The sequence below is a fragment of the Enterobacter sp. BIDMC92 genome, assembly GCF_001030225.1.
GTDB classification, from domain to species: Bacteria; Pseudomonadota; Gammaproteobacteria; order Enterobacterales; family Enterobacteriaceae; genus Enterobacter; species Enterobacter sichuanensis.
In genome coordinates this window covers 1,761,596-1,783,808 of record NZ_KQ087598.1, presented here as the reverse complement: position 1 = coordinate 1,783,808, position 22,213 = coordinate 1,761,596, and the positions used below count along the sequence as shown (strand labels likewise).

19 protein-coding genes and 1 tRNA gene are annotated in these 22,213 nt (G+C 55.4%); 11 read left to right on the top strand and 9 right to left on the bottom strand.

The window, feature by feature from the left end:
- Nucleotides 1-48: 48 nt before the first annotated feature.
- Nucleotides 49-954, bottom strand: coding sequence for a LysR family transcriptional regulator (locus SP99_RS08170; protein WP_047958249.1), 906 nt, complete (start codon nt 952-954; stop codon nt 49-51).
- Between the two features lie 109 nt (nt 955-1,063).
- Here SP99_RS08170 and SP99_RS08165 point away from each other — a divergent pair, with 109 nt between their 5' ends.
- From SP99_RS08165 to SP99_RS08155, 3 genes are all read left to right on the top strand, one after another.
- Nucleotides 1,064-1,930 carry a pirin family protein gene (locus SP99_RS08165; RefSeq protein WP_047958248.1) on the top strand — a complete coding sequence of 289 codons (867 nt, stop codon included), beginning with the start codon at nt 1,064-1,066 and terminating at the stop codon, nt 1,928-1,930.
- Nucleotides 1,931-1,944: 14 nt separating this feature from the next.
- On the top strand, nt 1,945-2,622 hold the full coding sequence (locus SP99_RS08160; protein ID WP_047958247.1) for an isochorismatase family protein: 678 nt from the start codon (nt 1,945-1,947) through the stop codon (nt 2,620-2,622).
- A gap of 147 nt (nt 2,623-2,769) precedes the next feature.
- Nucleotides 2,770-2,857 (top strand) — tRNA-Ser (locus SP99_RS08155).
- Nucleotides 2,858-3,152: 295 nt separating this feature from the next.
- Here the strand turns inward: SP99_RS08155 and phoH are convergent.
- The 4 genes from phoH to efeU all read right to left on the bottom strand — a co-directional run bounded on the left by phoH (nt 3,153) and on the right by efeU (nt 7,732).
- Complete coding sequence (phoH, locus tag SP99_RS08150; protein ID WP_024908976.1) at nt 3,153-3,941, bottom strand: phosphate starvation-inducible protein PhoH; 789 nt, start codon at nt 3,939-3,941, stop codon at nt 3,153-3,155.
- Between the two features lie 500 nt (nt 3,942-4,441).
- The gene (efeB, locus tag SP99_RS08145; protein ID WP_025755866.1) at nt 4,442-5,725 is read right to left on the bottom strand and encodes an iron uptake transporter deferrochelatase/peroxidase subunit; all 1,284 of its coding nucleotides are present in this window, start codon (nt 5,723-5,725) and stop codon (nt 4,442-4,444) included.
- Nucleotides 5,726-5,730: 5 nt separating this feature from the next.
- Nucleotides 5,731-6,858: an iron uptake system protein EfeO gene (efeO, locus tag SP99_RS08140; protein WP_025755867.1), complete on the bottom strand. Its 1,128-nt coding sequence runs from the start codon at nt 6,856-6,858 to the stop codon at nt 5,731-5,733.
- A 40-nt stretch (nt 6,859-6,898) separates the two neighbouring features.
- Entirely contained in the window at nt 6,899-7,732 is an 834-nt protein-coding gene (efeU, locus tag SP99_RS08135) for an iron uptake transporter permease EfeU (RefSeq protein WP_025755868.1), read from the bottom strand.
- 251 nt (nt 7,733-7,983) lie between these two features.
- Here efeU and SP99_RS08130 point away from each other — a divergent pair, with 251 nt between their 5' ends.
- Nucleotides 7,984-9,168, top strand: coding sequence for a NupC/NupG family nucleoside CNT transporter (locus tag SP99_RS08130; protein ID WP_047958246.1), 1,185 nt, complete (start codon nt 7,984-7,986; stop codon nt 9,166-9,168).
- A gap of 72 nt (nt 9,169-9,240) precedes the next feature.
- Here the strand turns inward: SP99_RS08130 and SP99_RS08125 are convergent, their stop codons facing one another.
- Together SP99_RS08125 and putP are read right to left on the bottom strand one after the other, a co-directional pair.
- Nucleotides 9,241-9,660, bottom strand: coding sequence for a DUF3574 domain-containing protein (locus SP99_RS08125; protein ID WP_025755870.1), 420 nt, complete (start codon nt 9,658-9,660; stop codon nt 9,241-9,243).
- Nucleotides 9,661-9,774: 114 nt separating this feature from the next.
- Nucleotides 9,775-11,283, bottom strand: a complete 1,509-nt coding sequence (gene putP / locus SP99_RS08120) for a sodium/proline symporter PutP (protein WP_045284624.1) — start codon at nt 11,281-11,283, stop codon at nt 9,775-9,777.
- A gap of 423 nt (nt 11,284-11,706) precedes the next feature.
- On the opposite strand from putP, the gene putA reads away from it, so the two are divergent.
- Together putA and SP99_RS08110 are read left to right on the top strand one after the other, a co-directional pair.
- Nucleotides 11,707-15,669, top strand: a complete 3,963-nt coding sequence (gene putA, locus SP99_RS08115) for a trifunctional transcriptional regulator/proline dehydrogenase/L-glutamate gamma-semialdehyde dehydrogenase (protein WP_047958245.1) — start codon at nt 11,707-11,709, stop codon at nt 15,667-15,669.
- Between the two features lie 51 nt (nt 15,670-15,720).
- Nucleotides 15,721-16,116: a lysozyme inhibitor LprI family protein gene (locus tag SP99_RS08110; protein WP_047958244.1), complete on the top strand. Its 396-nt coding sequence runs from the start codon at nt 15,721-15,723 to the stop codon at nt 16,114-16,116.
- Here SP99_RS08110 and rutR read toward each other — a convergent pair.
- Together rutR and SP99_RS08100 are read right to left on the bottom strand one after the other, a co-directional pair.
- Entirely contained in the window at nt 16,113-16,751 is a 639-nt protein-coding gene (gene rutR, locus SP99_RS08105; protein WP_025755874.1) for an HTH-type transcriptional regulator RutR, read from the bottom strand. The genes SP99_RS08110 and rutR overlap by 4 nt on opposite strands.
- 202 nt (nt 16,752-16,953) lie before the next feature.
- Entirely contained in the window at nt 16,954-17,853 is a 900-nt protein-coding gene (locus SP99_RS08100; protein ID WP_045284713.1) for a LysR family transcriptional regulator, read from the bottom strand.
- Nucleotides 17,854-17,982: 129 nt separating this feature from the next.
- Here SP99_RS08100 and SP99_RS08095 point away from each other — a divergent pair, with 129 nt between their 5' ends.
- From SP99_RS08095 to rutC, 5 genes are all read left to right on the top strand, one after another.
- A complete protein-coding gene (locus SP99_RS08095) occupies nt 17,983-18,555 on the top strand; it encodes a flavin reductase family protein (RefSeq protein WP_047958243.1) in 573 nt (190 codons plus the stop codon).
- A 448-nt stretch (nt 18,556-19,003) separates the two neighbouring features.
- Nucleotides 19,004-19,594: a hypothetical protein gene (locus tag SP99_RS08090; protein WP_231584223.1), complete on the top strand. Its 591-nt coding sequence runs from the start codon at nt 19,004-19,006 to the stop codon at nt 19,592-19,594.
- A 440-nt stretch (nt 19,595-20,034) separates the two neighbouring features.
- On the top strand, nt 20,035-21,126 hold the full coding sequence (gene rutA / locus SP99_RS08080; protein ID WP_025755879.1) for a pyrimidine utilization protein A: 1,092 nt from the start codon (nt 20,035-20,037) through the stop codon (nt 21,124-21,126).
- Nucleotides 21,126-21,815, top strand: a complete 690-nt coding sequence (rutB, locus tag SP99_RS08075; protein WP_045284630.1) for a pyrimidine utilization protein B — start codon at nt 21,126-21,128, stop codon at nt 21,813-21,815. The genes rutA and rutB overlap by 1 nt, the downstream gene beginning before the upstream one ends.
- A gap of 11 nt (nt 21,816-21,826) precedes the next feature.
- Nucleotides 21,827-22,213, top strand: a complete 387-nt coding sequence (gene rutC / locus SP99_RS08070; protein WP_047958241.1) for a pyrimidine utilization protein C — start codon at nt 21,827-21,829, stop codon at nt 22,211-22,213.

Here is a 22,213-nt window from a genome sequence, read left to right as displayed (position 1 = left end):
GCGGCCTGAGCCCCTCACCCTGCCCTCTCCCCAGGGGAGAGGGAAGTGCTAGTCTTCCGCCATCTTCGCATACTCTTCGGTAAGAAAATCCACCAGCGCCCTGACAGACGGCAGCAACCCGCGTCTGGAAGGATAAACAGCATGAATCACTTCCCGTCGCGGTTCCCATGCCTCAAGTACCCGAACCAGCTCCCCGGACGCCAGCTGATCCTTCACCATCAAAATCGGCAACTGCACCACGCCAATGCCTGCCATCGCGGCTTCACGGAGCGCAAGCATGTCCGTGGTGATCAACCGGGGATGATAATGGACCTCCGCTTTCGCCCCGTCGGGTCCGGAGAGTGTCCATTTGTGGATGTGTTTACCCTCACCCATACTTAAACCAGGCCAGGCGCTGAGTTCAGACGGCATGGACGGTTTCCCCAGCCGTGCAATCAGCGCCGGGCTTGCCACCAGGCAATGTCCCCGGTCGGCCAGCACCCTTAACACCAGGTCGCTGTCATCAAACGGCCGTGGACGCACGCGGATCGCCACATCAATTCCCTCTCCTACCAGATCGACCCGCCGATTTGTCGCTTCCAGCTGGAGGTTGATCCCCGGATAGCGCGCCATAAATCTTGCCAGCATTGGGCCAACATGCACATGCAATAAGGTGACGGGACAGGTAAGCCTGACGATACCGCGCGGTTCTGCCTGCAGCGCCGCCACGGCTTCCTCCGCAGCCTCCGCCTCCACCATCATCGCTTTACAGTGCTGATAGAAGGTCTGTCCGACCTCGGTCACCGTAAACTGCCGGGTTGTGCGATGGATAAGCCGCACGCCCAGCCGCTCTTCAAGCTGCGCTATCCGGCGGCTTAGCCTGGATTTGGGCAGGTCGAGCGCCCGTCCCGCCGCCGCAAAGCCACCGTAGTCGACCACTTTCACAAACCAGACGAAGTCATTGAGATCCTGCATAAATCCTCATCGTTCCAATTTCAGAACAGTGAATGCCATTTTCACTATCTACCGGGATATTAACGCTGAATATAAGCTAATTACATCAACAGAACATCAGGAGTAAATCATGAAAAACGTAACTGGCGTTTATACCGCTCCTCGTCAGCACTGGGTTGGCGACGGTTTCCCGGTCCGTTCAATGTTCTCTTATCAGACGCACGGCGAGCCCCTCAGCCCGTTTCTGCTGCTGGATTACGCGGGCCCGTACAGCTTCCCGGCAGATGGCGCAAAGCGCGGCGTTGGCCAGCACCCACATCGGGGTTTTGAAACGGTCACCATCGTCTATTCCGGCGAAGTAGAGCACCGCGACTCCACCGGGAAAGGCGGCGTCATTGGCCCCGGCGACGTGCAGTGGATGACCGCAGGCGCAGGCATTTTGCACGAGGAGTTCCACTCCAGCGCCTTCGCGCAGAAAGGCGGGGAACTGAAAATGATGCAGCTCTGGGTCAACCTGCCGGCGAAAGACAAAATGGCCGCGCCAGGCTATCAGAGTATCACCAAAGCCGATATTCCGGTGGTGACGCTGCCTGAAAACAGCGGCTCGCTGCGGGTTATTGCCGGTCATTACAACGACGTGGCCGGCCCGGCGCACACGTTTTCGCCGCTGAACGTCTGGGACATCACCCTGAATCAGGGCAGTCACGTCACGTTCACTCAGCCGGAAGGCTGGAGCACAGCGCTGGTTGTACTTGAAGGCAGTATCTCGGTGAACGGTACCGCTCAGGCGGGTGAAGCCCAGCTGGTCGTGTTGAGTCAGGAAGGCGACAAGCTGCACCTGGAAGCCAGCAGCGATGCCAAAGTGCTGCTGATGGCGGGTGAGCCACTGAATGAACCTATCGTGGGCTATGGCCCGTTTGTGATGAACAGTAAAACCGAAATCAACGAAGCCATTCGTGATTTCAATTCCGGCCGCTTCGGCCAGATCCGATCGTAATAAAGGAGAAGAACATGTCTACACCTGCCAATTTTAATGGCGCTCGTCCGGTCATTGATGTTAACGATGCGGTGATGTTGCTTATTGACCACCAGAGTGGTCTGTTCCAGACCGTCGGGGATATGCCAATGCCGGAGCTGCGTGCCCGTGCGGCAGCGCTGGCAAAAATCGCTACCCTGGCGAAGATCCCGGTGATTACCACGGCGTCTGTCCCCCAAGGGCCGAACGGACCGCTGATCCCGGAGATCCACGCCAACGCGCCACATGCGCAGTATGTTGCCCGCAAAGGTGAGATCAACGCCTGGGATAACCCGGAATTCGTGGCGGCGGTGAAAGCGACGGGACGCAAAACGTTGATTATTGCGGGCACCATTACCAGCGTCTGCATGGCGTTCCCGTCAATCAGCGCGGTTGCCGACGGGTATAAAGTGTTTGCGGTAATTGATGCCTCCGGTACCTACAGCAAAATGGCGCAAGAGATCACCCTGGCGCGTGTGGTACAGGCTGGCGTGGTGCCGATGGACACGGCGGCGGTAGCTTCTGAGATCCAGCGGACATGGAACCGTGAAGATGCTGCGGAGTGGGCGGAAGTGTACACCCACATCTTCCCGGCGTATCAGTTGCTGATCGAAAGCTACAGCAAAGCGCAGGAAGTGGTTAAAAACAGCGAAGTGCTCGATTCACAGCGTTAATCCCCTGCTCCACGGCGTAAAAACCGTGGAGCTGATTATTGCTTAACCGAACAGGCAGTAAAGCTGAAAATCTGCTTGACCGTGTTAGCGCAACTCCCTATAGTAGCGCCCCGTTGCCCCCCAAGCGGTCAGGCAGCAAAACAATATGGTGAGGTGTCCGAGTGGCTGAAGGAGCACGCCTGGAAAGTGTGTATACGGCAACGTATCGGGGGTTCGAATCCCCCCCTCACCGCCATATTTAAAGAAGAGCTCGCATGAAAATGCGGGCTTTTTTTTTGCATGTTGCAAACATGCAGGGGGGATGAGACTCCCCGACCGGGGTTCGACAACTGGCGACAGCCAGTTGGACAGACTGGGAGCGCAGCGAACAGGCTGCCCGCAGGGCGAGCGCAGCGAGTCAATCCCCCCCGGAGCCAGATGCAGCTCGGTGCGGTCTGAGCCCCTCCCCCTGGCCCTCTCCCCAAGGGAGAGGGAATAAAATGCACAAAAAACAAAGCCCGGTTTCCCGGGCCTTGAACACAACAGCAAATTCAGTAATACGCTTGCAGCGTCCGCTGACAGAGCGCCGAGCGCACGCAATCCTCTTTGGTAAAGCGTACCACCCCAATCATCTCATCTTCCTCAAAACGTGACATGGCGTCGCTTAATCCGGATTTCACGCCGGATGGCAGGTCACACTGGGTAATATCGCCGTTAACGATAACCGTCACGTTCTCCCCGAGGCGCGTTAAAAACATCTTCATTTGCGCAGCGGTCACGTTCTGAGCCTCGTCAAGAATGACGACCGCATTTTCAAATGTACGTCCGCGCATATAGGCGAACGGCGCGATTTCCACCTTGCCAATCTCTGGTCGCAGGCAGTACTGCATAAAGGATGCGCCCAGACGTTTCACCAGCACGTCATAGACGGGCCTGAAGTACGGGGCAAACTTCTCCGAAATATCTCCGGGTAAGAAACCGAGATCTTCATCAGCCTGCAGTACCGGACGGGTAACAATGATTCTTTCCACGTCCTTATGGATCAGCGCTTCCGCCGCTTTGGCCGCACTGATCCAGGTTTTCCCGCATCCGGCTTCACCGGTTGCAAAGATGAGTTGTTTACTCTCGATAGCATTCAGGTAGTGCGCCTGAGCCTCATTGCGCGCCACAATTGGAGAATTATCACGGCTGTCACGGGCCATGCCAATTGCTTCTACGCCACTCATCTGCACAAGCGAGGTGACCGATTCTTCTTCACGCTGTTTATGGCTACGTGAATCCCGTCTCAGCACACGTTTTGCTTCGCGACGAGCTTTGATCACTGCTTTTTGTCTTCCCATGGATAGCACCTTGAGTTGTTGGTATTCATCACACGCGCCAGCTTCGGCACGATTATGCGCACGAACATCAGAGGGTTGGCTTCCTTGTAAGCCATTGCTTGCTTTATCGGATGACGATACGGAACAGCTACGCGCACCGTTCTGCACGTCGGTCGAATCAGATTCTTGAGGGATGGGGGAGAATTTAGTGGTGAGGAAATCGCTGCCGGAGTCTGAGCCTCCGCGCCGGGTGCTGCGGTTGTTATGTTTACCTTGTCCAGTACAGGACGCAACCATTCGCGATCTCCATAGTGATACAGCATCACTGCCGGGAACTACCGCTGTCTTATCTTAAGTACATCAGGAGTTATCATAAATGCAACATTTATTTTACCTGAATGCAACTTTTAGGACTGTCCCTACAGTGGAAATCAGTCTCATACAGAAATATTACAGAAATATAACAGCAGGATAGTCATATGAAAAAATAATGTCCCCGCGAACGGTTGCGGGGACAATTATCAGGCTTCAATAAGACCCTGAGCGAGATACGCGTTGCTGTCGCGCACGCCTGGCAGAGCAAAGAAATAGCCGCCGCCGATAGGTTTAATGTACTCTTCCAGCGCTTCGCCGTTTAAGCGCTTCTGTACAGTCAGGAACCCCTTCTCGAGATCGTGCTGGTAGCAGACGAACAGCAGCCCCATATCGAGCTGACCGGAGTTGGTCACCCCGAGCGAGTAGCTGTATCCCCGGCGCATCATCAGGCTGGACTGCGTCTCTTTGGTGCGCGGGTTGGCCAGACGAATATGGCTGTCGAGCGCAATCACATCGCCATTCGGATCGCTGGCGTAGTCGGGCACGTCATGCTCATTCTTCATGCCGAGCGGCGCCCCGCTTTGCTTATCACGACCAAAGATCGTCTGCTGCTCTTTGAGCGGCGTACGGTCCCAGAACTCGACGTGGAACTGAATAATTCGCACCGCCTGGTAACTTCCGCCGACCGCCCATGCCGGCTCGCCCTGATCGGCAGTAACCCACACCACCTCTTTCATCAGCGCACCATTTTGGCTGTCCGGGTTAGCCGTGCCGTCCTTAAAGCCCAGCAGGTTGACAGGCGTCTCCTTGCCTTTGCTGCGGGCGGCATGGTCTGAGATAAACCCTTCCCGCTTCCAGCGCACGCTGAGCAGATCCGGCGTGTGCTTGATGATGTCGCGCAGGGCGTGGATCACCGTGTCCTGCGTATTGGCGCAAATCTGCAGGAGCAGATCGCCGTGGCAGAGGGCGGCATCGAGCGAGTCATTAGGGAAACGCGTCATTTTTTGCAGCGCTTTCGGCTTCTGTTTTGCCAGCCCGTAGCGCGCATCAAACAGCGATTCCCCGAGCGAAACGGTAATGGTCAGGTTATCCGGGGCGATAAACGGCCCCAGAATACCGGAGTCCATGGGCGGCAGCCGCGGGTTCGGCGTGTCGGGAGCCGGTCCCCCCGCCGTGAGAAACGCGATGCGCGTGGTCAGCAGGCGGAACAGACGCTCCAGGTCAGCTTTATCGCTGGCCAGCGAATCAAAGGCCACCAGCATCATGGAAGCCTGCTGTGGAGTCAGAATGCCAGCCTGATGCTCGCCATAAAATGGCTGCGTCTCCATGCGGGCATTGGGTGGCAGCGTGCCGGGCGCGCTTTGCGGTTTCGCCGCATGCGCCACCGGACAGCCGCCTGCCAGGGCAAAGGCGCCACCCAGCGCCCCGACCCCTTTTAACAACCGACGACGGGAAGGCTCAGCCACGTCGTTCTCGTTATGCTTATTCATGGTGCTTAGTCCAGACCCAGTACGCCGCGCAGCAGGGAGAGATCTTCCGCCAGGGCGGTAATCGGGCCTTTCAGCGCGTTACGGTCGGCATCGGTCAGCTTGTCGTAAGTTTCAAAACCGTCTTTGGTACGGTACTTCGCCAGAATGGTGTCGACCTTTTTGAAGTTGGCGTCCACTTTCGCCAGCAGTTCGCCGTTCTCTTTCTGCAGCTGAGGACGCAGCAGGTTAACAATTTTCTGCGCGCCGTCGACGTTAGCCTGGAAGTCCCACAGATCGGTATGGCTGTAGCGGTCCTCTTCACCGCTGATTTTGCTCGCGGCCACTTCTTCAATCAGACCGGCCGCACCGCCCACCACTTTTGACGGCGGGAAGGCCAGCTCGCTGATGCGCTTTTGCAGCTCCAGCACGTCGCTGTTCAGCTGGTCGGCATACTTCTCCATCCCTTTGGTGGTGTTATCGCCGAACAGGGCTTTCTCAAGACGGTGGAAACCGGTGAATTTTGGATCGGCGGCTTTCTGCTCGAAATCATCTTCGCGGGCATCAATGCTGCCATCCAGATCGGAGAACAGCTCGGCAATCGGTTCGATACGCTCGTAGTGCTGACGGGTCGGCGCATAGAGGGATTTCGCTTTTTCGATGTCACCGGCTTTCACCGCATCGGTAAAGGCTTTGGTTGCTGCCGCCAGGTCCGCCGTCTCTTTTGTGACATACGCTTTATACGCGGTAATGGCCTCACCCAGGCTCAGCACCGCAGCGCCTTTCGCCGCATCGGCCGTTGCTTCACCTTTGACGATGAGCTTTCCTTTCGGGTTGGTCAGCAGGCCGCAGGTCATCTCATATTCGCCCGGCTGCAGGTTAGCGGTCATCTTCTGGCTGAAGCCAGGGGCGATGTTTTCGCGCTCTTCCACCACCAGAACCCCTTTCAGGATCTCCCACTCCAGCGCTTTCTGGCTGTGGTTCTGAATAATGAACTGGGTTTTGCCGCTGTTCACCGTGAGCGTCATCGGCTCACACTGTTTGTCATTGACGGTCACTTTAACCTGAGGAACATCCGCGCCCCAGGCGGAGAATGCAGAAGCGAACAGCGCGGCAATGCCTGCGCATAACGCACTACGACGGAACTGAATTGCCATGACTCTTCCCTTTAAAAGTATGTTGTAACTAAAACTAAAATTATGGCGTAACGCGCGACGCCTGCGTGCCGGTGCGCGGCGGCAGAGCAAACAGCACCAGCGCCGGAACCAGATAAATAAAGTACATCGCCACTTCACTGACGCTCGGCGTTTCCTGGTAACCGAAGATACCTTCGAGCAGGGTGCCGGTTAGCGAGTGCGTGGAGAGAACGTTGCTAAGGTCAAACGCCACGTCCTGGAAATGGTTCCACAGGCCTGCTTCATGGAAGGCGCGAATTGCCCCCGCCGCCAGCCCCGCCGCCACCAGCAGAATAAACAGGCTGGTCCACTTGAAGAAGGCGCCCAGGTTAAGGCGAATACCGCCCCAGTAGAGCAGGAAACCGAGCACCACGGCGGTGGCAAGGCCCAGCAAGGCGCCTACCGGTGGCCAGATCCCCACATCCTGCTGGAATGCCGCCAGCAGGAAGAAAACCGACTCCAGCCCTTCACGCGCGACGGCGAAAAAGACCATCATGATCAGCGCCCAGCCGTGGTTATTGCCCTTTTGCAGCGCGTTATCCACCGCCTGTTCCAACTGCACCTTCACGTTACGCGAGACTTTACGCATCCAGAACACCATCCAGGTGAGGATCACCACCGCAATCACAGCGACGATACCTTCAAACAGCTCCTGCTCTTTCTGCGGGAACTCCCCGGTGGTTTCGTTGATAAGGATACCCAGGCCCAGACAAAGCGCCGCGGCAAGGAATACCCCGACCCACATCACGCCAATCCAGCGCCCACGCTGGGTTCGCTTCAGATAACTGGCGATGAGGCTAACGATGAGGGCAGCTTCGAGCCCTTCACGTAACATAATGAGAAATGGAACAAACATGCCGACACCTTAAATGTTTATCGCGGTCAACTGATGCAAAGAAAGGTAAATTCTTGTGATAGTGATTATCATTACCGCGGAAAGAAACACAAGCGAAATGTACGCTGTTTTGATGACGAGTTGTAAACGCAAAGCCTGATAATAATGACGTACGTAACGTTCAGGTTTATAAGTTATAACGAAAATGCCCATTTACGCTGATTCAGGGCTGTGGCTAAATATCCGCCTCGCAACCTAACTGAAAATAAACCATGTTTAAAATTGTCCATTTCCTGCTGGCGCTGGTCATTATTCTTGCGCTGGCCTGGCTTACAAGTTTTGACCGCCGAAAAATTCGCCTTCGTTTTGTTTTACAGCTGATTGTTATTGAAATTGCGCTGGCGTTCTTTTTCCTGCATGCCGAAAGCGGGTTATTCCTGATTAAATACGTCTCCGGATTTTTTGAGTCACTGCTCAAATTTGCCGGCGAAGGCACCAATTTCGTCTTTGGCGGAATGGGGGAAAAAGGGCTGGCGTTCATTTTCCTCGGCGTGCTTTGCCCGATTATTTTTATTTCCGCGCTGATTGGTATTCTTCAGCACTGGCGCATTCTGCCGATTTTTATTCGGGTGATTGGCACGCTGCTGTCCAAACTGAACGGTATGGGCAAGCTGGAATCCTTTAACGCGGTGAGTTCGCTGATCCTCGGTCAGTCTGAAAACTTCATTGCCTACAAAGGCGTGCTGGGCGATCTCTCTTCTCGTCGTCTGTTCACCATGGCGGCCACGGCCATGTCGACGGTCTCCCTGTCGATTGTCGGCGCCTATATGACCATGCTCGATGCCAAATATGTCGTCGCGGCACTGATTCTCAACATGTTCAGCACCTTTATTATTCTCTCGGTCATCAACCCGGCGCGCCCGGAAGCGGAGCCGGAGGTTAAGCTCGAAAAACTGCATGAATCCCAGAGTTTCTTCGAGATGCTCGGCGAATATATTCTGGCCGGTTTTAAAGTGGCGATGATTATTCTGGCTATGCTGATCGGCTTTATCGCCCTTATTAGCGCCGTTAACGCCCTCTTCTCCAGCGTATTTGGCATGAGCTTCCAGCAGATCCTGGGGTATGTATTTTATCCTCTGGCGTGGCTGGTGGGGATACCGCTCAGTGACGCCTTAAACGCGGGCAGTATTATGGCAACCAAACTGGTGGCGAATGAATTTGTGGCGATGATTGAGCTGCAAAAAATCGCGCATCAGATGTCCCCGCGCGGGCTGGGGATTTTATCCGTCTTCCTGGTGTCGTTTGCGAACTTTGCCTCCATCGGCATCGTGGCGGGCGCGATCAAGGGCCTGAACGAGCAGCAGGGGAACGTGGTGTCGCGTTTCGGTCTGCGTCTGGTCTACGGCGCGACGCTGGTGAGTTTGCTGTCGGCGAGCTTTGCGGGGTTGGTGTTGTAATTTTTTTGCCGGGTGACGCGCAGCGATCCCGGCCTACGGTACAACAACGGCGGGTAATCCCGCCGTTTTTCATTAAAACTGTACGCACACCGGCTGGTCGACACGCATCACCGACTCCTGCGCAAAGCGGGACTTATATATCCCGCGTAACGCTTCGATGTTCTTCTCGCTCTGCGCATCGTTACCGTGGATCAGCATCAGCGCCTTGCTCGGTTCACGCGCCACTTTCCCGTCGTTCCCCAGCCACTGCCCCCGCGCGTCAAACACCGTTAAGCCATCGCGAAAACGCGGCGTCACGTCCTGGTCGACAAACTGCTGCCATTCGTTGCTGGTGATCTGCGCCCCGGCCGGGCGATTCAGTCCGAAATAGAGCGTGGTTTGCTGCATCTGGTTATCCGCTTTGCAGGTTTCAACCGTAGCGTGCTGCGACGGTACGGTGCAGCCTGCCAGCAGCAATAATGCCCCTGCCATTAACCCTGTTTTGATTGTCATGTGTCGCTATCCTCATTGTTATAAGCACAGCGATATCAACGTAAATTGCAGAATTTAGCAAGAGAGGTTTATTCCCTCTCCCCTTTGGGGAGAGGGTTAAGGTGAGGGGGAGGATTATTCAGGCTGCAGCTTAGACGGCGGTGCAGAGTGGTAGTGCGCATCTGCTTCGGCAAAACGTTTCTGCATGGAGGCAGACGGTGCTTTACCCAGCAGGCTGAAGACCACGATGCCGATACTGCCGAAGATGAAGCCTGGAATGATTTCGTACAGCCCCAGCCAAGCGAACTGTTTCCAGACGATAACGGTGACCGCACCGATAATCATCCCCGCCAGCGCGCCGTTACGGGTCATGCGTGACCACATGACGGAGAACAGCACCACCGGACCAAACGCCGCACCGAAGCCTGCCCACGCGTAGCTCACGAGGCCCAGCACGCGGTTTTCCGGGTTGGCCGCCAGCGCAATCGCCACCAGCGCCACCAGCAGCACCATAAAGCGCCCTACCCACACCAGCTCTTTCTGGCTCGCGCCCTTACGCAGGAAGGCTTTGTAGAGGTCTTCGGTGATGGCACTGGAGCAGACCAGCAGCTGACAGCTCAGGGTGGACATCACCGCCGCGAGAATGGCGGAGAGCAGAATACCGGCAATCCACGGGTTAAACAGAATCTGCGCCAGCTCGATAAACACGCGCTCGGCGTTCTGGTTCACCGCGCCCGCCTGCGCCGGGTTATTGCTGAAGTACGCGATACCGAAGAAGCCTACCGCACACGCCCCGGCCAGGCAGAGGATCATCCACGTCATACTGATACGACGGGCATGGACGATGGTGTGGTGAGAGTCCGCGGCCATAAAGCGCGCCAGAATGTGTGGCTGACCGAAGTAGCCCAGACCCCAGCCCATCAGCGACACGATGGCCACAAAGTTCAGCCCTTTAAGCATATCGACGTTTTCAATGCTCTTCTGCTTGATCACTTCCAGCGATTCACCAAAGCCGCCGACGGTGAAAATCACAATCACCGGGGTCAGGATCAGCGCGAAAATCATCAGACTCGCCTGCACGGTGTCAGTCCAGCTAACGGCGAGGAAGCCGCCCACGAAGGTGTACAGAATAGTGGCGGCAGCACCGGCCCACAGGGCGGTTTCGTAGCTCATGCCGAAGGTGCTTTCGAACAGGCGCGCACCGGCCACAATGCCGGAGGCACAATAGATGGTAAAGAACAGCAGAATAACGACAGCAGAGATAATGCGCAGGATGCGGCTGTTATCTTCAAAGCGTCCGGTGAAGTAATCCGGCAGCGTCAGGGCGTTATTGTTCGCTTCGGTATGCACGCGCAGACGGCCTGCCACCAGCTTCCAGTTGATCCATGCGCCCACGGTCAGACCGATGGCGATCCAGCTTTCGGAGATACCAGAGATGAAAATCGCCCCCGGCAGACCCATCAGCAGCCAGCCGCTCATATCCGATGCGCCCGCTGAGAGTGCGGTGACCATCGGGCCTAAACTGCGTCCGCCCAGAATGTAGTCGTCAAAGTTTTTCGTTGAACGCCATGCCAAAAACCCTATCAGGATCATGCCAAAAATATAAACGAGAAATGTCACCAGCATCGGTGTGCTAATTGCCATTCAAATTCTCCAAAAGTGTCGAGCGACAACCGTCCAGGTTGCCTTGTTATATGATCACCGGAACGAGGTGATGGTATCTTGTGTTTCGGTTGGGCGCGCTATCCTGCCGTATGCGCCTCCCGCTGACAAACGATTTAACACTGCATTTACATCAATTTCATCCCCGGTTTGATACGAGTTTCCTATAGGTTGCACTCGCTCACGCTTTTACGGGTTGCACCTTTGAAAAGTGTTAACTCCCGCATAAAACCAGGCTTCCCGTCACGGGTCTGGTGCGTTTTTTCAGCTAACCATTCATTAACAATCCATTCATTTTCTGGGTTGCAGACCAGGTCACATTTAACACGGTTGCACAAAGTTGCAACATGGTGGATATTTCACGCTAACGACCAAACACGATGAAAGAACAACAGGAGCTTTGGCATGGGTATGACCACCATGGGGGTTAAGCTGGATGACGCTACCCGCGAACGGATTAAGACCGCAGCAACCCGCATTGACCGCACGCCGCACTGGTTAATTAAGCAGGCGATTTTTAACTACCTCGAAAGGCTCGAGAGCGACGAGGGCCTGCCGGAACTGCCTGCCCTGCTCGCCGGTGCCGCCAATGAAAGCGAGGAAGCACCGGTCACTGGCGACGAAAATCACCAGCCGTTCCTCGATTTCGCCGAGCAGATCCTGCCGCAGTCCGTCAGCCGCGCCGCCATTACCGCCGCATACCGTCGCGCCGAAACCGACGCGGTACCGATGCTGCTGGAGCAGGCCCGTCTGCCGGAGGAGATTGCCGCCCGGGCGCACAGCCTGGCGTATCAGCTGGCGGACAAACTGCGTAACCAGAAGACCGCCACCGGCCGCGCCGGGATGGTACAGGGTCTGCTGCAGGAGTTCTCCCTCTCTTCACAGGAAGGTGTGGCGCTGATGTGTCTGGCGGAAGCGCTTCTGCGTATTCCGGATAAAGCCACCCGCGACGCGCTGATCCGCGACAAGATCAGCAACGGTAACTGGCATTCGCACATTGGCCGCAGCCCGTCGCTGTTCGTTAATGCCGCGACCTGGGGCCTGCTGTTTACCGGTAAACTGGTCTCGACCCATAACGAAGCCAACCTCTCCCGCTCCCTGAACCGCATTATCGGTAAGAGCGGCGAGCCGCTGATCCGCAAAGGCGTGGACATGGCGATGCGCCTGATGGGCGAGCAGTTTGTGACCGGCGAAACCATTGCCGAAGCGCTGGCGAATGCCCGCAAACTGGAAGATAAAGGTTTCCGTTACTCCTATGACATGCTGGGCGAAGCCGCCCTGACCGCCGCCGACGCGCAGGCCTATATGGTTTCGTATCAGCAGGCAATCCACGCCATCGGCAAGGCCTCTAACGGCCGCGGTATTTATGAAGGCCCGGGCATCTCAATTAAGCTCTCCGCCCTGCACCCGCGCTACAGCCGCGCGCAGTACGACCGGGTAATGGAAGAGCTCTATCCGCGCCTGAAGTCCCTGACCCTGCTGGCGCGCCAGTATGATATTGGGATCAACATCGACGCCGAAGAGGCCGACCGTCTGGAGATCTCCCTCGATCTGCTGGAAAAACTGTGCTTCGAGCCGGAGCTGGCGGGCTGGAACGGCATTGGTTTCGTTATCCAGGCCTACCAGAAGCGCTGCCCGTTCGTCATTGATTACCTGATTGACCTCGCCAGCCGCAGCCGTCGCCGCCTGATGATCCGTCTGGTGAAAGGCGCCTACTGGGACAGCGAAATCAAACGCGCCCAGATGGAAGGGCTGGAAGGCTATCCGGTGTATACCCGCAAGGTTTACACCGACGTCTCTTACCTCGCCTGTGCGAAAAAACTGCTTGGCGTGCCGAACCTGATCTATCCGCAGTTCGCCACCCACAACGCCCACACCCTGGCGGCGATTTACAGCCTGGCCGGGCAGAACTACTATCCGGGCCAGTACGAGTTCCAGTGCCTGCACGGCATGGGTGAACCGCTGTACGAACAGGTGACCGGGAAAGTGGCGGACGGCAAGCTCAACCGCCCATGCCGTATTTACGCCCCGGTGGGCACCCACGAAACCCTGCTGGCGTACCTGGTGCGTCGTTTGCTGGAAAACGGTGCGAACACCTCCTTCGTTAACCGCATCGCCGACACCACGCTGCCGCTGGACGAGCTGGTGGCCGATCCGGTACTGGCCGTTGAGAAGATGGCGGCTCAGGAAGGTCAGATTGGCCTGCCGCATCCGAAAATTCCCCTACCGCGCGAGCTGTACGGCAAAGGCCGCGTTAACTCGGCGGGTCTGGATCTTGCCAACGAACACCGTCTGGCCTCCCTCTCCTCTGCCCTGCTCAACAGCGCGCTGCAGAAATGGCAGGCCAAACCGATGCTGGAGCAGCCGGTTGCTGACGGTGAAATGCAGCCGGTGATCAACCCGGCGGAGCCAAAAGATATCGTCGGCTACGTGCGTGAAGCCACCGACGCGGAAGTAGAGCAGGCGCTGCAGAGCGCGGTGAACAACGCCCCTATCTGGTTCGCCACCCCGCCGCAGGAGCGCGCCGCCATTCTGGAACGCGCGGCGGTGCTGATGGAAGATCAGATGCAACAGCTTATCGGCATTCTGGTGCGCGAAGCGGGGAAAACCTTCAGCAACGCCATTGCCGAAGTGCGCGAGGCGGTCGACTTCCTGCATTATTACGCAGGCCAGGTGCGCGATGATTTCGATAACGAAACCCACCGTCCGCTGGGTCCGGTCGTCTGTATCAGCCCGTGGAACTTCCCGCTGGCGATCTTCACCGGCCAGATTGCCGCCGCTCTGGCCGCAGGCAACAGCGTGCTGGCCAAACCGGCAGAGCAAACCCCGCTGATTGCCGCGCAGGGCATCAACATCCTGCTGGAAGCCGGCGTGCCGGCGGGCGTGGTTCAGTTGCTGCCAGGACGTGGTGAAACGGTAGGCGCCAGACTGACCGCCGATAACCGCGTGCGCGGCGTGATGTTCACCGGCTCAACCGAAGTGGCCTCCCTGCTGCAGCGCAATATTGCCACCCGTCTGGATGCGCAGGGTCGTCCGACTCCGCTCATCGCCGAAACCGGCGGGATGAACGCCATGATCGTCGACTCCTCCGCGCTCACCGAGCAGGTGGTGGTTGACGTGCTGGCCTCCGCCTTTGACAGCGCCGGTCAGCGCTGCTCCGCCCTGCGCGTGCTGTGCCTGCAGGATGACGTGGCCGACCACACGCTGAAGATGCTGCGCGGCGCGATGGCCGAATGCCGCATGGGCAACCCGGGCCGTCTCACCACCGACATCGGGCCGGTGATCGACGCGGAAGCGAAAGCCAATATCGAAAACCATATTCAGGCGATGCGCGCGAAAGGCCGTCCGGTGTTCCAGGCCGTGCGTGAAACCAGTGAAGATGCCCGCGAATGGCGTACCGGCACCTTTGTGCCGCCAACGCTGATTGAGCTGGCAAGCTTCGACGAGCTGAAAAAAGAGGTCTTCGGTCCGGTACTGCACGTGGTGCGCTACAACCGCAATAACCTCAACGCGCTGATTGAGCAGATCAACGCCTCCGGCTATGGCCTGACGCTCGGGGTGCATACCCGTATCGACGAGACCATCGCGCAGGTCACCGGTAACGCCAAAGTGGGTAACCTGTACGTTAACCGCAACATGGTCGGCGCGGTGGTGGGTGTGCAGCCGTTCGGCGGCGAAGGCCTCTCCGGCACCGGTCCGAAAGCGGGCGGCCCGCTCTACCTGTACCGTCTGCTGGCGAACCGTCCGGAGAACGCGCTGGGCGTAACGCTGGCGCGTCAGGACGCGGACTATCCGGTAGACGCGCAGCTGAAAACCGTGCTGACGCAGCCGCTGGAAGCCCTCATCACATGGGCGGAAAAACGTCCTGAACTGCGTGCGCTCGCACAGCAGTACGGCGAGCTGGCGCAGGCCGGTACGCAGCGTCTGCTGCCAGGGCCAACCGGCGAGCGCAACACCTGGACGCTGATGCCGCGCGAGCGCGTGCTGTGCGTGGCGGATAACGAGCAGGATGCGCTGGTGCAGTTGGCCGCAGCGATGGCAACCGGTTGTGAAGTGCTGTGGCCGGAAGATGCGCTGCACCGCGACCTGGCAAAACAGCTGCCGAAAGCGGTCTCGGCGCGCATTCACTTCGCGAAGGCCGATGCGCTGCTGACGCAGCCGTTTGACGCGGTGATCTATCACGGTGATTCGGACCAGCTGCGCGAACTGTGCGAACAGGTGGCGGCCCGCAGCGGGGCAATTGTTTCGGTGCAGGGCTTCGCGCGCGGGGAAACCAACCTGCTGCTGGAGCGTCTGTACGTGGAACGTTCACTCAGCGTCAATACCGCGGCGGCAGGCGGTAACGCCAGCCTGATGACAATCGGCTAACGCTGTGCTAATAAGGCTCCGGAGACGGAGCCTTATTTAATTGGGGAGTGTATGAAACGATTTCTTATCGCAGGTGCAGCACTGCTGCTGAGCGCCAGCGCGCTGGCCGACGAGTGCGACAAAGCGACCACCCAGCTTGAACTGAATACCTGTAGCGCGCAGCAGTATCAGGCTGCCGATAAAAAGCTCAACCAGACGTATCAGGCGGCCATCAAGCGCGCGGCAGCCCCTCAGCGCGACCTGCTGAAAAAAGCGCAGCAGGCGTGGATTACCCTGCGTGATGCGGACTGTACGTTTATCGGTTCGGGTACGGAAGGCGGCAGCATTCAGCCGATGATTGTTAATCAGTGCCTGACGGAGAAAACCGCGGAGCGTGAAGCGTTTCTGGCCTCGCTGATGCAGTGTGAAGAGGGCGACTTAAGCTGCCCTCTCCCGCCGGGAAACTAACGCACGCGAATCCCTTCGATAATCATCCGCTGCACGTTTTCCAGGGTGCTGTGGAAAAACGCTTCATCCTGAAGCGTTTTTCCGGTCACCGCCTCAACCTGGGCCGCAAAGTCAGCGTAATGCTGGGTTGAAGCCCAAATCATAAAGATCAGATGATGCGGGTCGACGGGCGCCAGCTTTCCGCTGGCCACCCATCCGGCAATAATGGCCGACTTGTCGTCAACCAGCTGTTTTAAATCCCCCGTCAGCTCCGCCTGCAACAGCGGCGCGCCCTGCAGCATCTCCAGACAGAACAGCCTTGATGCCTGCGGGTAATCGCGCGAGACCTCCAGCTTCAGGCGAATGTACTCTTTGATTGCCACCAGCGGGGCCAACTCTTCACGAAACGCTTTCAGCGGCGCCAGCCAGATGTCGAGGATCTGCTGCATCACCGCGACATACAGCGCCTCTTTCGACGGGTAATAGTAGAGCAGATTGGTTTTGGACACCCCGGCCTGCTCCGCCACCTGCTCCAGGCGCGTGCCGTGAATACCAAACTGTGAAAAAGTCTCCAGCGCCGCGCTGAGGATCGCCTGCTTCTTGGCACTCACGGCCTGCGAACGTTTACCTGGTGTTTTCACTGCGCCTTGTGTCATTCCCGCTCTCCTTATTGGTTTGCCATAGCATAGCAAAAGCCCTGCTTTCTCTCGACATCCTGGGGTACAGAGTCTGTGCAAAATCGACAAGGAAAAGCTATTGTGGGAGGCCAATGCGAATGTGACTAACCGTTCTTTATAGCGGGTTCCTCGGCCCTTTAGACAGTCCGCTTTGTGCCAGGAGCGGACGTTGAGGAGACGGTTATTTTGATGCGAAATATTTGCGTAATATTTTTTCTAATAGCGAAAAAACGACCGTCACCCTTTTGGGAGTAATCAACTGGTAAGGCCGATATAAATAAAATTGCCATTTCTCCTGTCGCAGTTCAGGCAGTGTGGGAACAAGTTGGCCGCTTGCTAAGTACTCCCTACAGATAAAATCGCTGGATTGTACAACCGTTTTCCCGGCCAATGCAGCCTGAATTTCGGCGTATGGGTCTGTAGTATAAAACTCAATATGGCGAGGGACAAAAGTATTCACTGCGTCACTCATAAACTCAAATGATTTTCCCGTCTCAGGATTAATTAAACCACTAAATGGATAACGCTGTCGAAGATCTTCTAAATCAATTGGTGCTCCCAGGCGCGCAATGAGTTCAGGAGACGCAACCAAAATATGTTCAACTTGCCCGATATTTTTAATGATAAAGTTTGGATTAGGTTCTCGCCCTACGCGTATACCTATATCGATACGATGCTCGATAGTATCAAGTTTCATCATATCTAAACGCCAATCGATAAATAACTCAGGATATGGACGTAGTGCAGTCAATAGTTCATACAAGATTTGTTCATGATTTGGAAATCGAAGTAATGTGATACGAACAATACCCTTCATTTCATTATCATCTTTCGCTGTCTGAAATAGTTTTTCAGAATCTTCCAGCAGTCGCTTCGCTTGGGGTAAAAATAACTCACCAAAACTGGTGAGAAAGATCGAACGAGTATTGCGTTTGAAAAGAGGTTCACCAAGTTGTTTCTCCAACTCAGCGACTGTTCGGGTTACTACTGATGGTGAAACCGACAACTTTATGGCTGCTTCGCGGAAGTTTAGGGTCTCAGAGGCAATGATAAAAAATTTTAGAGCATCAAGTTTGTTCATGATTGTTGTGAAAATTGCAATAATGTATTTAGATAATAGCAATTAATTTGCAACTATTCCAGTCATATAATCGAACAATCAAATAAGTAACCTGTCTTAATTTTTTATCAGAACCCAAAAGAGTAAATTATGTCAATTCAACCAGTAGAGTTAAACAAAGCCTATCGTTTATTGCAGGTCGGGCCAACGACGATGATATCTGCTAAAAATGATGGCATTGAAAATGTCATGGCAGCGGCTTGGGTGGGGTTAGTAGGCAATAACAAAGTGATGGCTTTTATAGGTCCACAGGCATTTACTCGCGGGCTTGTAGAAAAAAGCGGATATTACGTTGTCCAGATCCCAGTAGTAAAACAAATGGAAATGGTTTTATATGCTGGAGGCCACAGTTATTCTGATACACCCGATAAAAACAGTAAAATTCCACTGTTTTATCAGAAAGAGTTTGATCTTCCTTTAGTTGAAGGTTGCGCAGGCTGGTTAGTCTGTAAGGTCATACCCAATGTAGAAAATGAAAAGCAGCACAACTTGTTCATGGGGGAAATTGTCGGAGCATGGAGTGATGACCGCGTTTTCAAAAATGGGCACTGGATTTTTGATGATGCGCCTGATGAATTGCGTACTGTCCATTACGTGGCTGGCGGACAGTTTTACGCCATTGGCAAAGGTACAAAATTTAATTATGGTCCGGGAAAAGACTAATCCTTACTTCTTTATAAATGTAGCCATATAACATGGCTACATAGAGGTAGTAACAAAAAAACCACTTAAGATGTCCGCTTTTTGCTCAAAGCAGAAATTCTTTTCCCGGTGGTGCCAGAGGCGGACATTCTGCACTTCTGCTTATGTGGTCCAAATCGGTATGCTGCTACATATGCGATTCTCTTTTTACACCCACGTTAGCCCCCACCCAGTAATATGTATCAAGTTTACCAAATGCTGAAAAAAACATACCAGCATTGAAATTATATGGTAGCACTATATGAACGAACATCCCTAATTTTAAAAAATTGACTTAAGTCTTTATTTCCGACTCACCACGACGCATCAGCAGCCTTGTTACTCATTTTTCTTTACCCTGCATCACATTGCGAATACAACTGTCACCGTCCAGTTCTGCTGGAGTTAATATTATTGGACTGGTAGAGTGATGCCGTTACACATAATGGTTAAAAAGGATTTGATTTATGTCAAAAAAAAAACAAAAACGTTGGCTGCCGTCCCCTTCGTCCTCATATCTATTGCAATGACAGGATGCATACAACGCGAGGTTGTCGTTAATCATGTGCAGGATGTCACCTCTGGAGACCGGGCTGAAGTGAGAATTATTGGTTTTACCAGCGATTCTATGATGTGGGGGGATTTTGATTGTAATCAGCCATATAAGATGCCTCCAAAAGGATACTACCCTCACGTAAGAACAACTTTCGAAAGTAACCCCGTATATATCGATAAGGGCTTTAAAAAATCAAAATTGCCAGATGGCGTATACCCTCTTGACCGCGCAGAATATTATGTTCGAGCGGGGAAATTATTAGGCGTATGGCCTTCAAACCATCTTAGCGATGGTAGACTTTGTACTAAAGACTTTGTTATCCGGCCTGAAAAAGACAAATTATATGAATTCAGGAACCGGAATGACGATAACATGTGCTATTTTGAGTTATATGAGATAAATAAATCAACTGGGGCAGCAACCAGGATGAAAATGACAAGCTATAGAGATATGTGTCCTAAATAATTATCTTAGAAGCGCCCCACTGAATAATGGAAGCTTGATAGTCATCGGTGAGGCGCGCCAGTGTCCTTTTGCACATTTGACCCTGTGTTTCCCAAACGGAAATGAAGCATTTGAAAAGGGTGAAGAAATTTGCGAATGGAGCACCACTATCCGTGTTGTCTGGTGATGAATTGTTCCGCACCGGGATCGTTGCCGCATTACCCTCGCCTCCCTGCACCGTCATCGCGCACCGCTGCCTTTTTTGCGTGCATTACTTTTGACCATTTAGTCCACTTTATTTGATTCCAATTCACCAACCTCTGATTAACACATTAATAACAAAGCCTTTTTAAAAACTGGCATCCCCTTTGCAGATCCCTTTTCACGAGGCTTAACAGGATATGCAGGATGCAGCGCCACGTCTGACTTTCACCCCACACTGAGATGAAGAGAGGTTCGTGATGAAAATTGGCGTATTTGTACCCATCGGCAACAACGGCTGGCTTATCTCGACCACGGCACCGCAATACATGCCCACCTTTGAGCTGAATAAGGCCATTGTGCAAAAAGCGGAGCACTACCACTTCGACTTTGCGCTCTCGATGATCAAGCTGCGCGGCTTTGGTGGCAAAACCGAATTCTGGGATCACAACCTGGAGTCTTTCACCCTGATGGCCGGGCTGGCCGCGGTCACCTCGCGGATTCAGATTTACGCGACCGCCGCCACGCTCACCCTGCCTCCGGCCATCGTGGCGCGCATGGCCTCGACCATCGACTCCATCTCCGGCGGGCGTTTTGGCGTCAACCTGGTCACCGGCTGGCAAAAGCCGGAGTACGAGCAGATGGGGCTGTGGCCGGGTGACGATTACTTCTCTCGTCGCTACGACTACCTCACCGAATACGTGCAGGTGCTGCGCGACCTGTGGGGTACCGGCAAAAGCGACTTCAAAGGGGATTTCTTCACCATGAACGACTGCCGCGTCAGCCCGCAGCCGTCGGTTCCCATGAAGGTGATTTGTGCCGGGCAGAGCGACGCGGGAATGGCATTCTCGGCGAAATATGCCGACTTCAACTTCTGCTTCGGTAAAGGCGTCAACACGCCAGCCGCCTTCGCCCCGACCGCCGCGCGGATGAAAGAGGCCGCCGACAAAACCGGGCGCGACGTGGGCTCGTATGTACTGTTTATGGTGATCGCCGACGAAACCGACGACGCCGCCCGCGCGAAATGGGAGCGCTATAAAGACGGCGCCGACGAGGAGGCCCTGAGCTGGCTCACCGAACAGAGCCAGAAAGATACCCGCTCCGGGGCGGATACCAACGTGCGCCAGATGGCCGATCCGACTTCCGCTGTCAACATCAATATGGGCACGCTGGTCGGCTCGTACGCCAGCGTCGCCAGAATGCTTGACGAAGTGGCGGCCGTTCCCGGCGCGGAAGGCGTCCTGCTGACCTTCGATGATTTCCTTACTGGCGTGGAAACCTTCGGCGAGCGCATCCAGCCGCTGATGCAGTGCCGCGCCCATATCCCTGCCGTCACGAAGGAGGTGGCGTAATGACGACCCTGAATGCACGCCCGGAAGCCATTACCTTTGCGCCTGAGCAGAGCGCGCTGATTGTCGTGGATATGCAAAACGCCTACGCCAGCCCCGGCGGGTATCTGGATCTGGCGGGGTTCGACGTCTCGGCGACGCAACCGGTGATCGAGAATATCAAAACCGCCGTAGCCGCCGCACGCGCCGCCGGTATGCTCATTGTCTGGTTCCAGAACGGCTGGGACGACCAGTACGTTGAGGCCGGCGGCCCCGGTTCACCGAATTTCCACAAATCGAACGCCCTGAAAACTATGCGCAAGCGGCCCGAGTTGCAGGGCAAACTGCTGGCGAAAGGCGGCTGGGATTATCAGCTGGTGGACGAACTGGTCCCGCAGGAAGGCGATATTGTGCTGCCCAAACCGCGCTACAGCGGCTTTTTCAACACCCCGCTCGACAGCCTGCTGCGCAGCCGGGGGATACGCCATCTGGTGTTCACCGGTATCGCCACCAACGTCTGCGTGGAGTCCACCCTGCGCGACGGCTTCTTCCTGGAGTATTTCGGCGTGGTGCTGGAAGACGCGACCCATCAGGCCGGGCCGGAATTCGCCCAGAAAGCGGCCCTGTTCAATATCGAAACCTTTTTTGGCTGGGTCAGTAACGTCGCGGAGTTCTGCGACGCCCTGAATCCTCCACTCGCCCGTATCGCCTGAGGAGAAAAACGATGCCGAAATCCGTGATTATTCCGCCGGGCACCAGCACGCCCATCGCCCCGTTTGTGCCCGGCACGCTCGCCGACGGCGTGGTGTACGTCTCCGGCACGCTGCCGTTTGATAAAGACAACAACGTGGTGTTTATCAACGACCCAAAGGCGCAAACCCGCTACGTGCTGGAAACCATCAAAAAGGTGATCGAAACAGCGGGTGGCACGATGGAGGATGTGACCTTCAACAGCATCTTTATCACCGACTGGAAAAACTACGCCGCGATTAACGAAATCTACGCGGAGTTCTTCCCCGGCGATAAACCGGCCCGGTTCTGCATTCAGTGCGGGCTGGTGAAGCCGGAAGCGCTGGTTGAGATCGCCACCGTTGCCCACATCGCGAAGTGA

Excerpts from the sequence above, each read along its gene's own strand:
- efeO (WP_025755867.1), bottom strand. The coding sequence starts at position 6,858 with ATGGCAATTCAGTTCCGTCGTAGTGCGTTATGCGCAGGCATTGCCGCG.
- putP (WP_045284624.1), bottom strand. The coding sequence starts at position 11,283 with ATGGCAATTAGCACACCGATGCTGGTGACATTTCTCGTTTATATTTTT.
- SP99_RS08160 (WP_047958247.1), top strand. The coding sequence starts at position 1,945 with ATGTCTACACCTGCCAATTTTAATGGCGCTCGTCCGGTCATTGATGTT.
- SP99_RS08110 (WP_047958244.1), top strand. The coding sequence starts at position 15,721 with ATGAAACGATTTCTTATCGCAGGTGCAGCACTGCTGCTGAGCGCCAGC.
- rutR (WP_025755874.1), bottom strand. The coding sequence starts at position 16,751 with ATGACACAAGGCGCAGTGAAAACACCAGGTAAACGTTCGCAGGCCGTG.
- putA (WP_047958245.1), top strand. The coding sequence starts at position 11,707 with ATGGGTATGACCACCATGGGGGTTAAGCTGGATGACGCTACCCGCGAA.
- SP99_RS08090 (WP_231584223.1), top strand. The coding sequence starts at position 19,004 with ATGCCGTTACACATAATGGTTAAAAAGGATTTGATTTATGTCAAAAAA.
- efeU (WP_025755868.1), bottom strand. The coding sequence starts at position 7,732 with ATGTTTGTTCCATTTCTCATTATGTTACGTGAAGGGCTCGAAGCTGCC.
- SP99_RS08095 (WP_047958243.1), top strand. The coding sequence starts at position 17,983 with ATGTCAATTCAACCAGTAGAGTTAAACAAAGCCTATCGTTTATTGCAG.
- rutC (WP_047958241.1), top strand. The coding sequence starts at position 21,827 with ATGCCGAAATCCGTGATTATTCCGCCGGGCACCAGCACGCCCATCGCC.
- phoH (WP_024908976.1), bottom strand. The coding sequence starts at position 3,941 with ATGGGAAGACAAAAAGCAGTGATCAAAGCTCGTCGCGAAGCAAAACGT.
- rutA (WP_025755879.1), top strand. The coding sequence starts at position 20,035 with ATGAAAATTGGCGTATTTGTACCCATCGGCAACAACGGCTGGCTTATC.
- SP99_RS08125 (WP_025755870.1), bottom strand. The coding sequence starts at position 9,660 with ATGACAATCAAAACAGGGTTAATGGCAGGGGCATTATTGCTGCTGGCA.
- efeB (WP_025755866.1), bottom strand. The coding sequence starts at position 5,725 with ATGAATAAGCATAACGAGAACGACGTGGCTGAGCCTTCCCGTCGTCGG.
- rutB (WP_045284630.1), top strand. The coding sequence starts at position 21,126 with ATGACGACCCTGAATGCACGCCCGGAAGCCATTACCTTTGCGCCTGAG.
- SP99_RS08165 (WP_047958248.1), top strand. The coding sequence starts at position 1,064 with ATGAAAAACGTAACTGGCGTTTATACCGCTCCTCGTCAGCACTGGGTT.
- SP99_RS08170 (WP_047958249.1), bottom strand. The coding sequence starts at position 954 with ATGCAGGATCTCAATGACTTCGTCTGGTTTGTGAAAGTGGTCGACTAC.
- SP99_RS08100 (WP_045284713.1), bottom strand. The coding sequence starts at position 17,853 with ATGAACAAACTTGATGCTCTAAAATTTTTTATCATTGCCTCTGAGACC.
- SP99_RS08130 (WP_047958246.1), top strand. The coding sequence starts at position 7,984 with ATGTTTAAAATTGTCCATTTCCTGCTGGCGCTGGTCATTATTCTTGCG.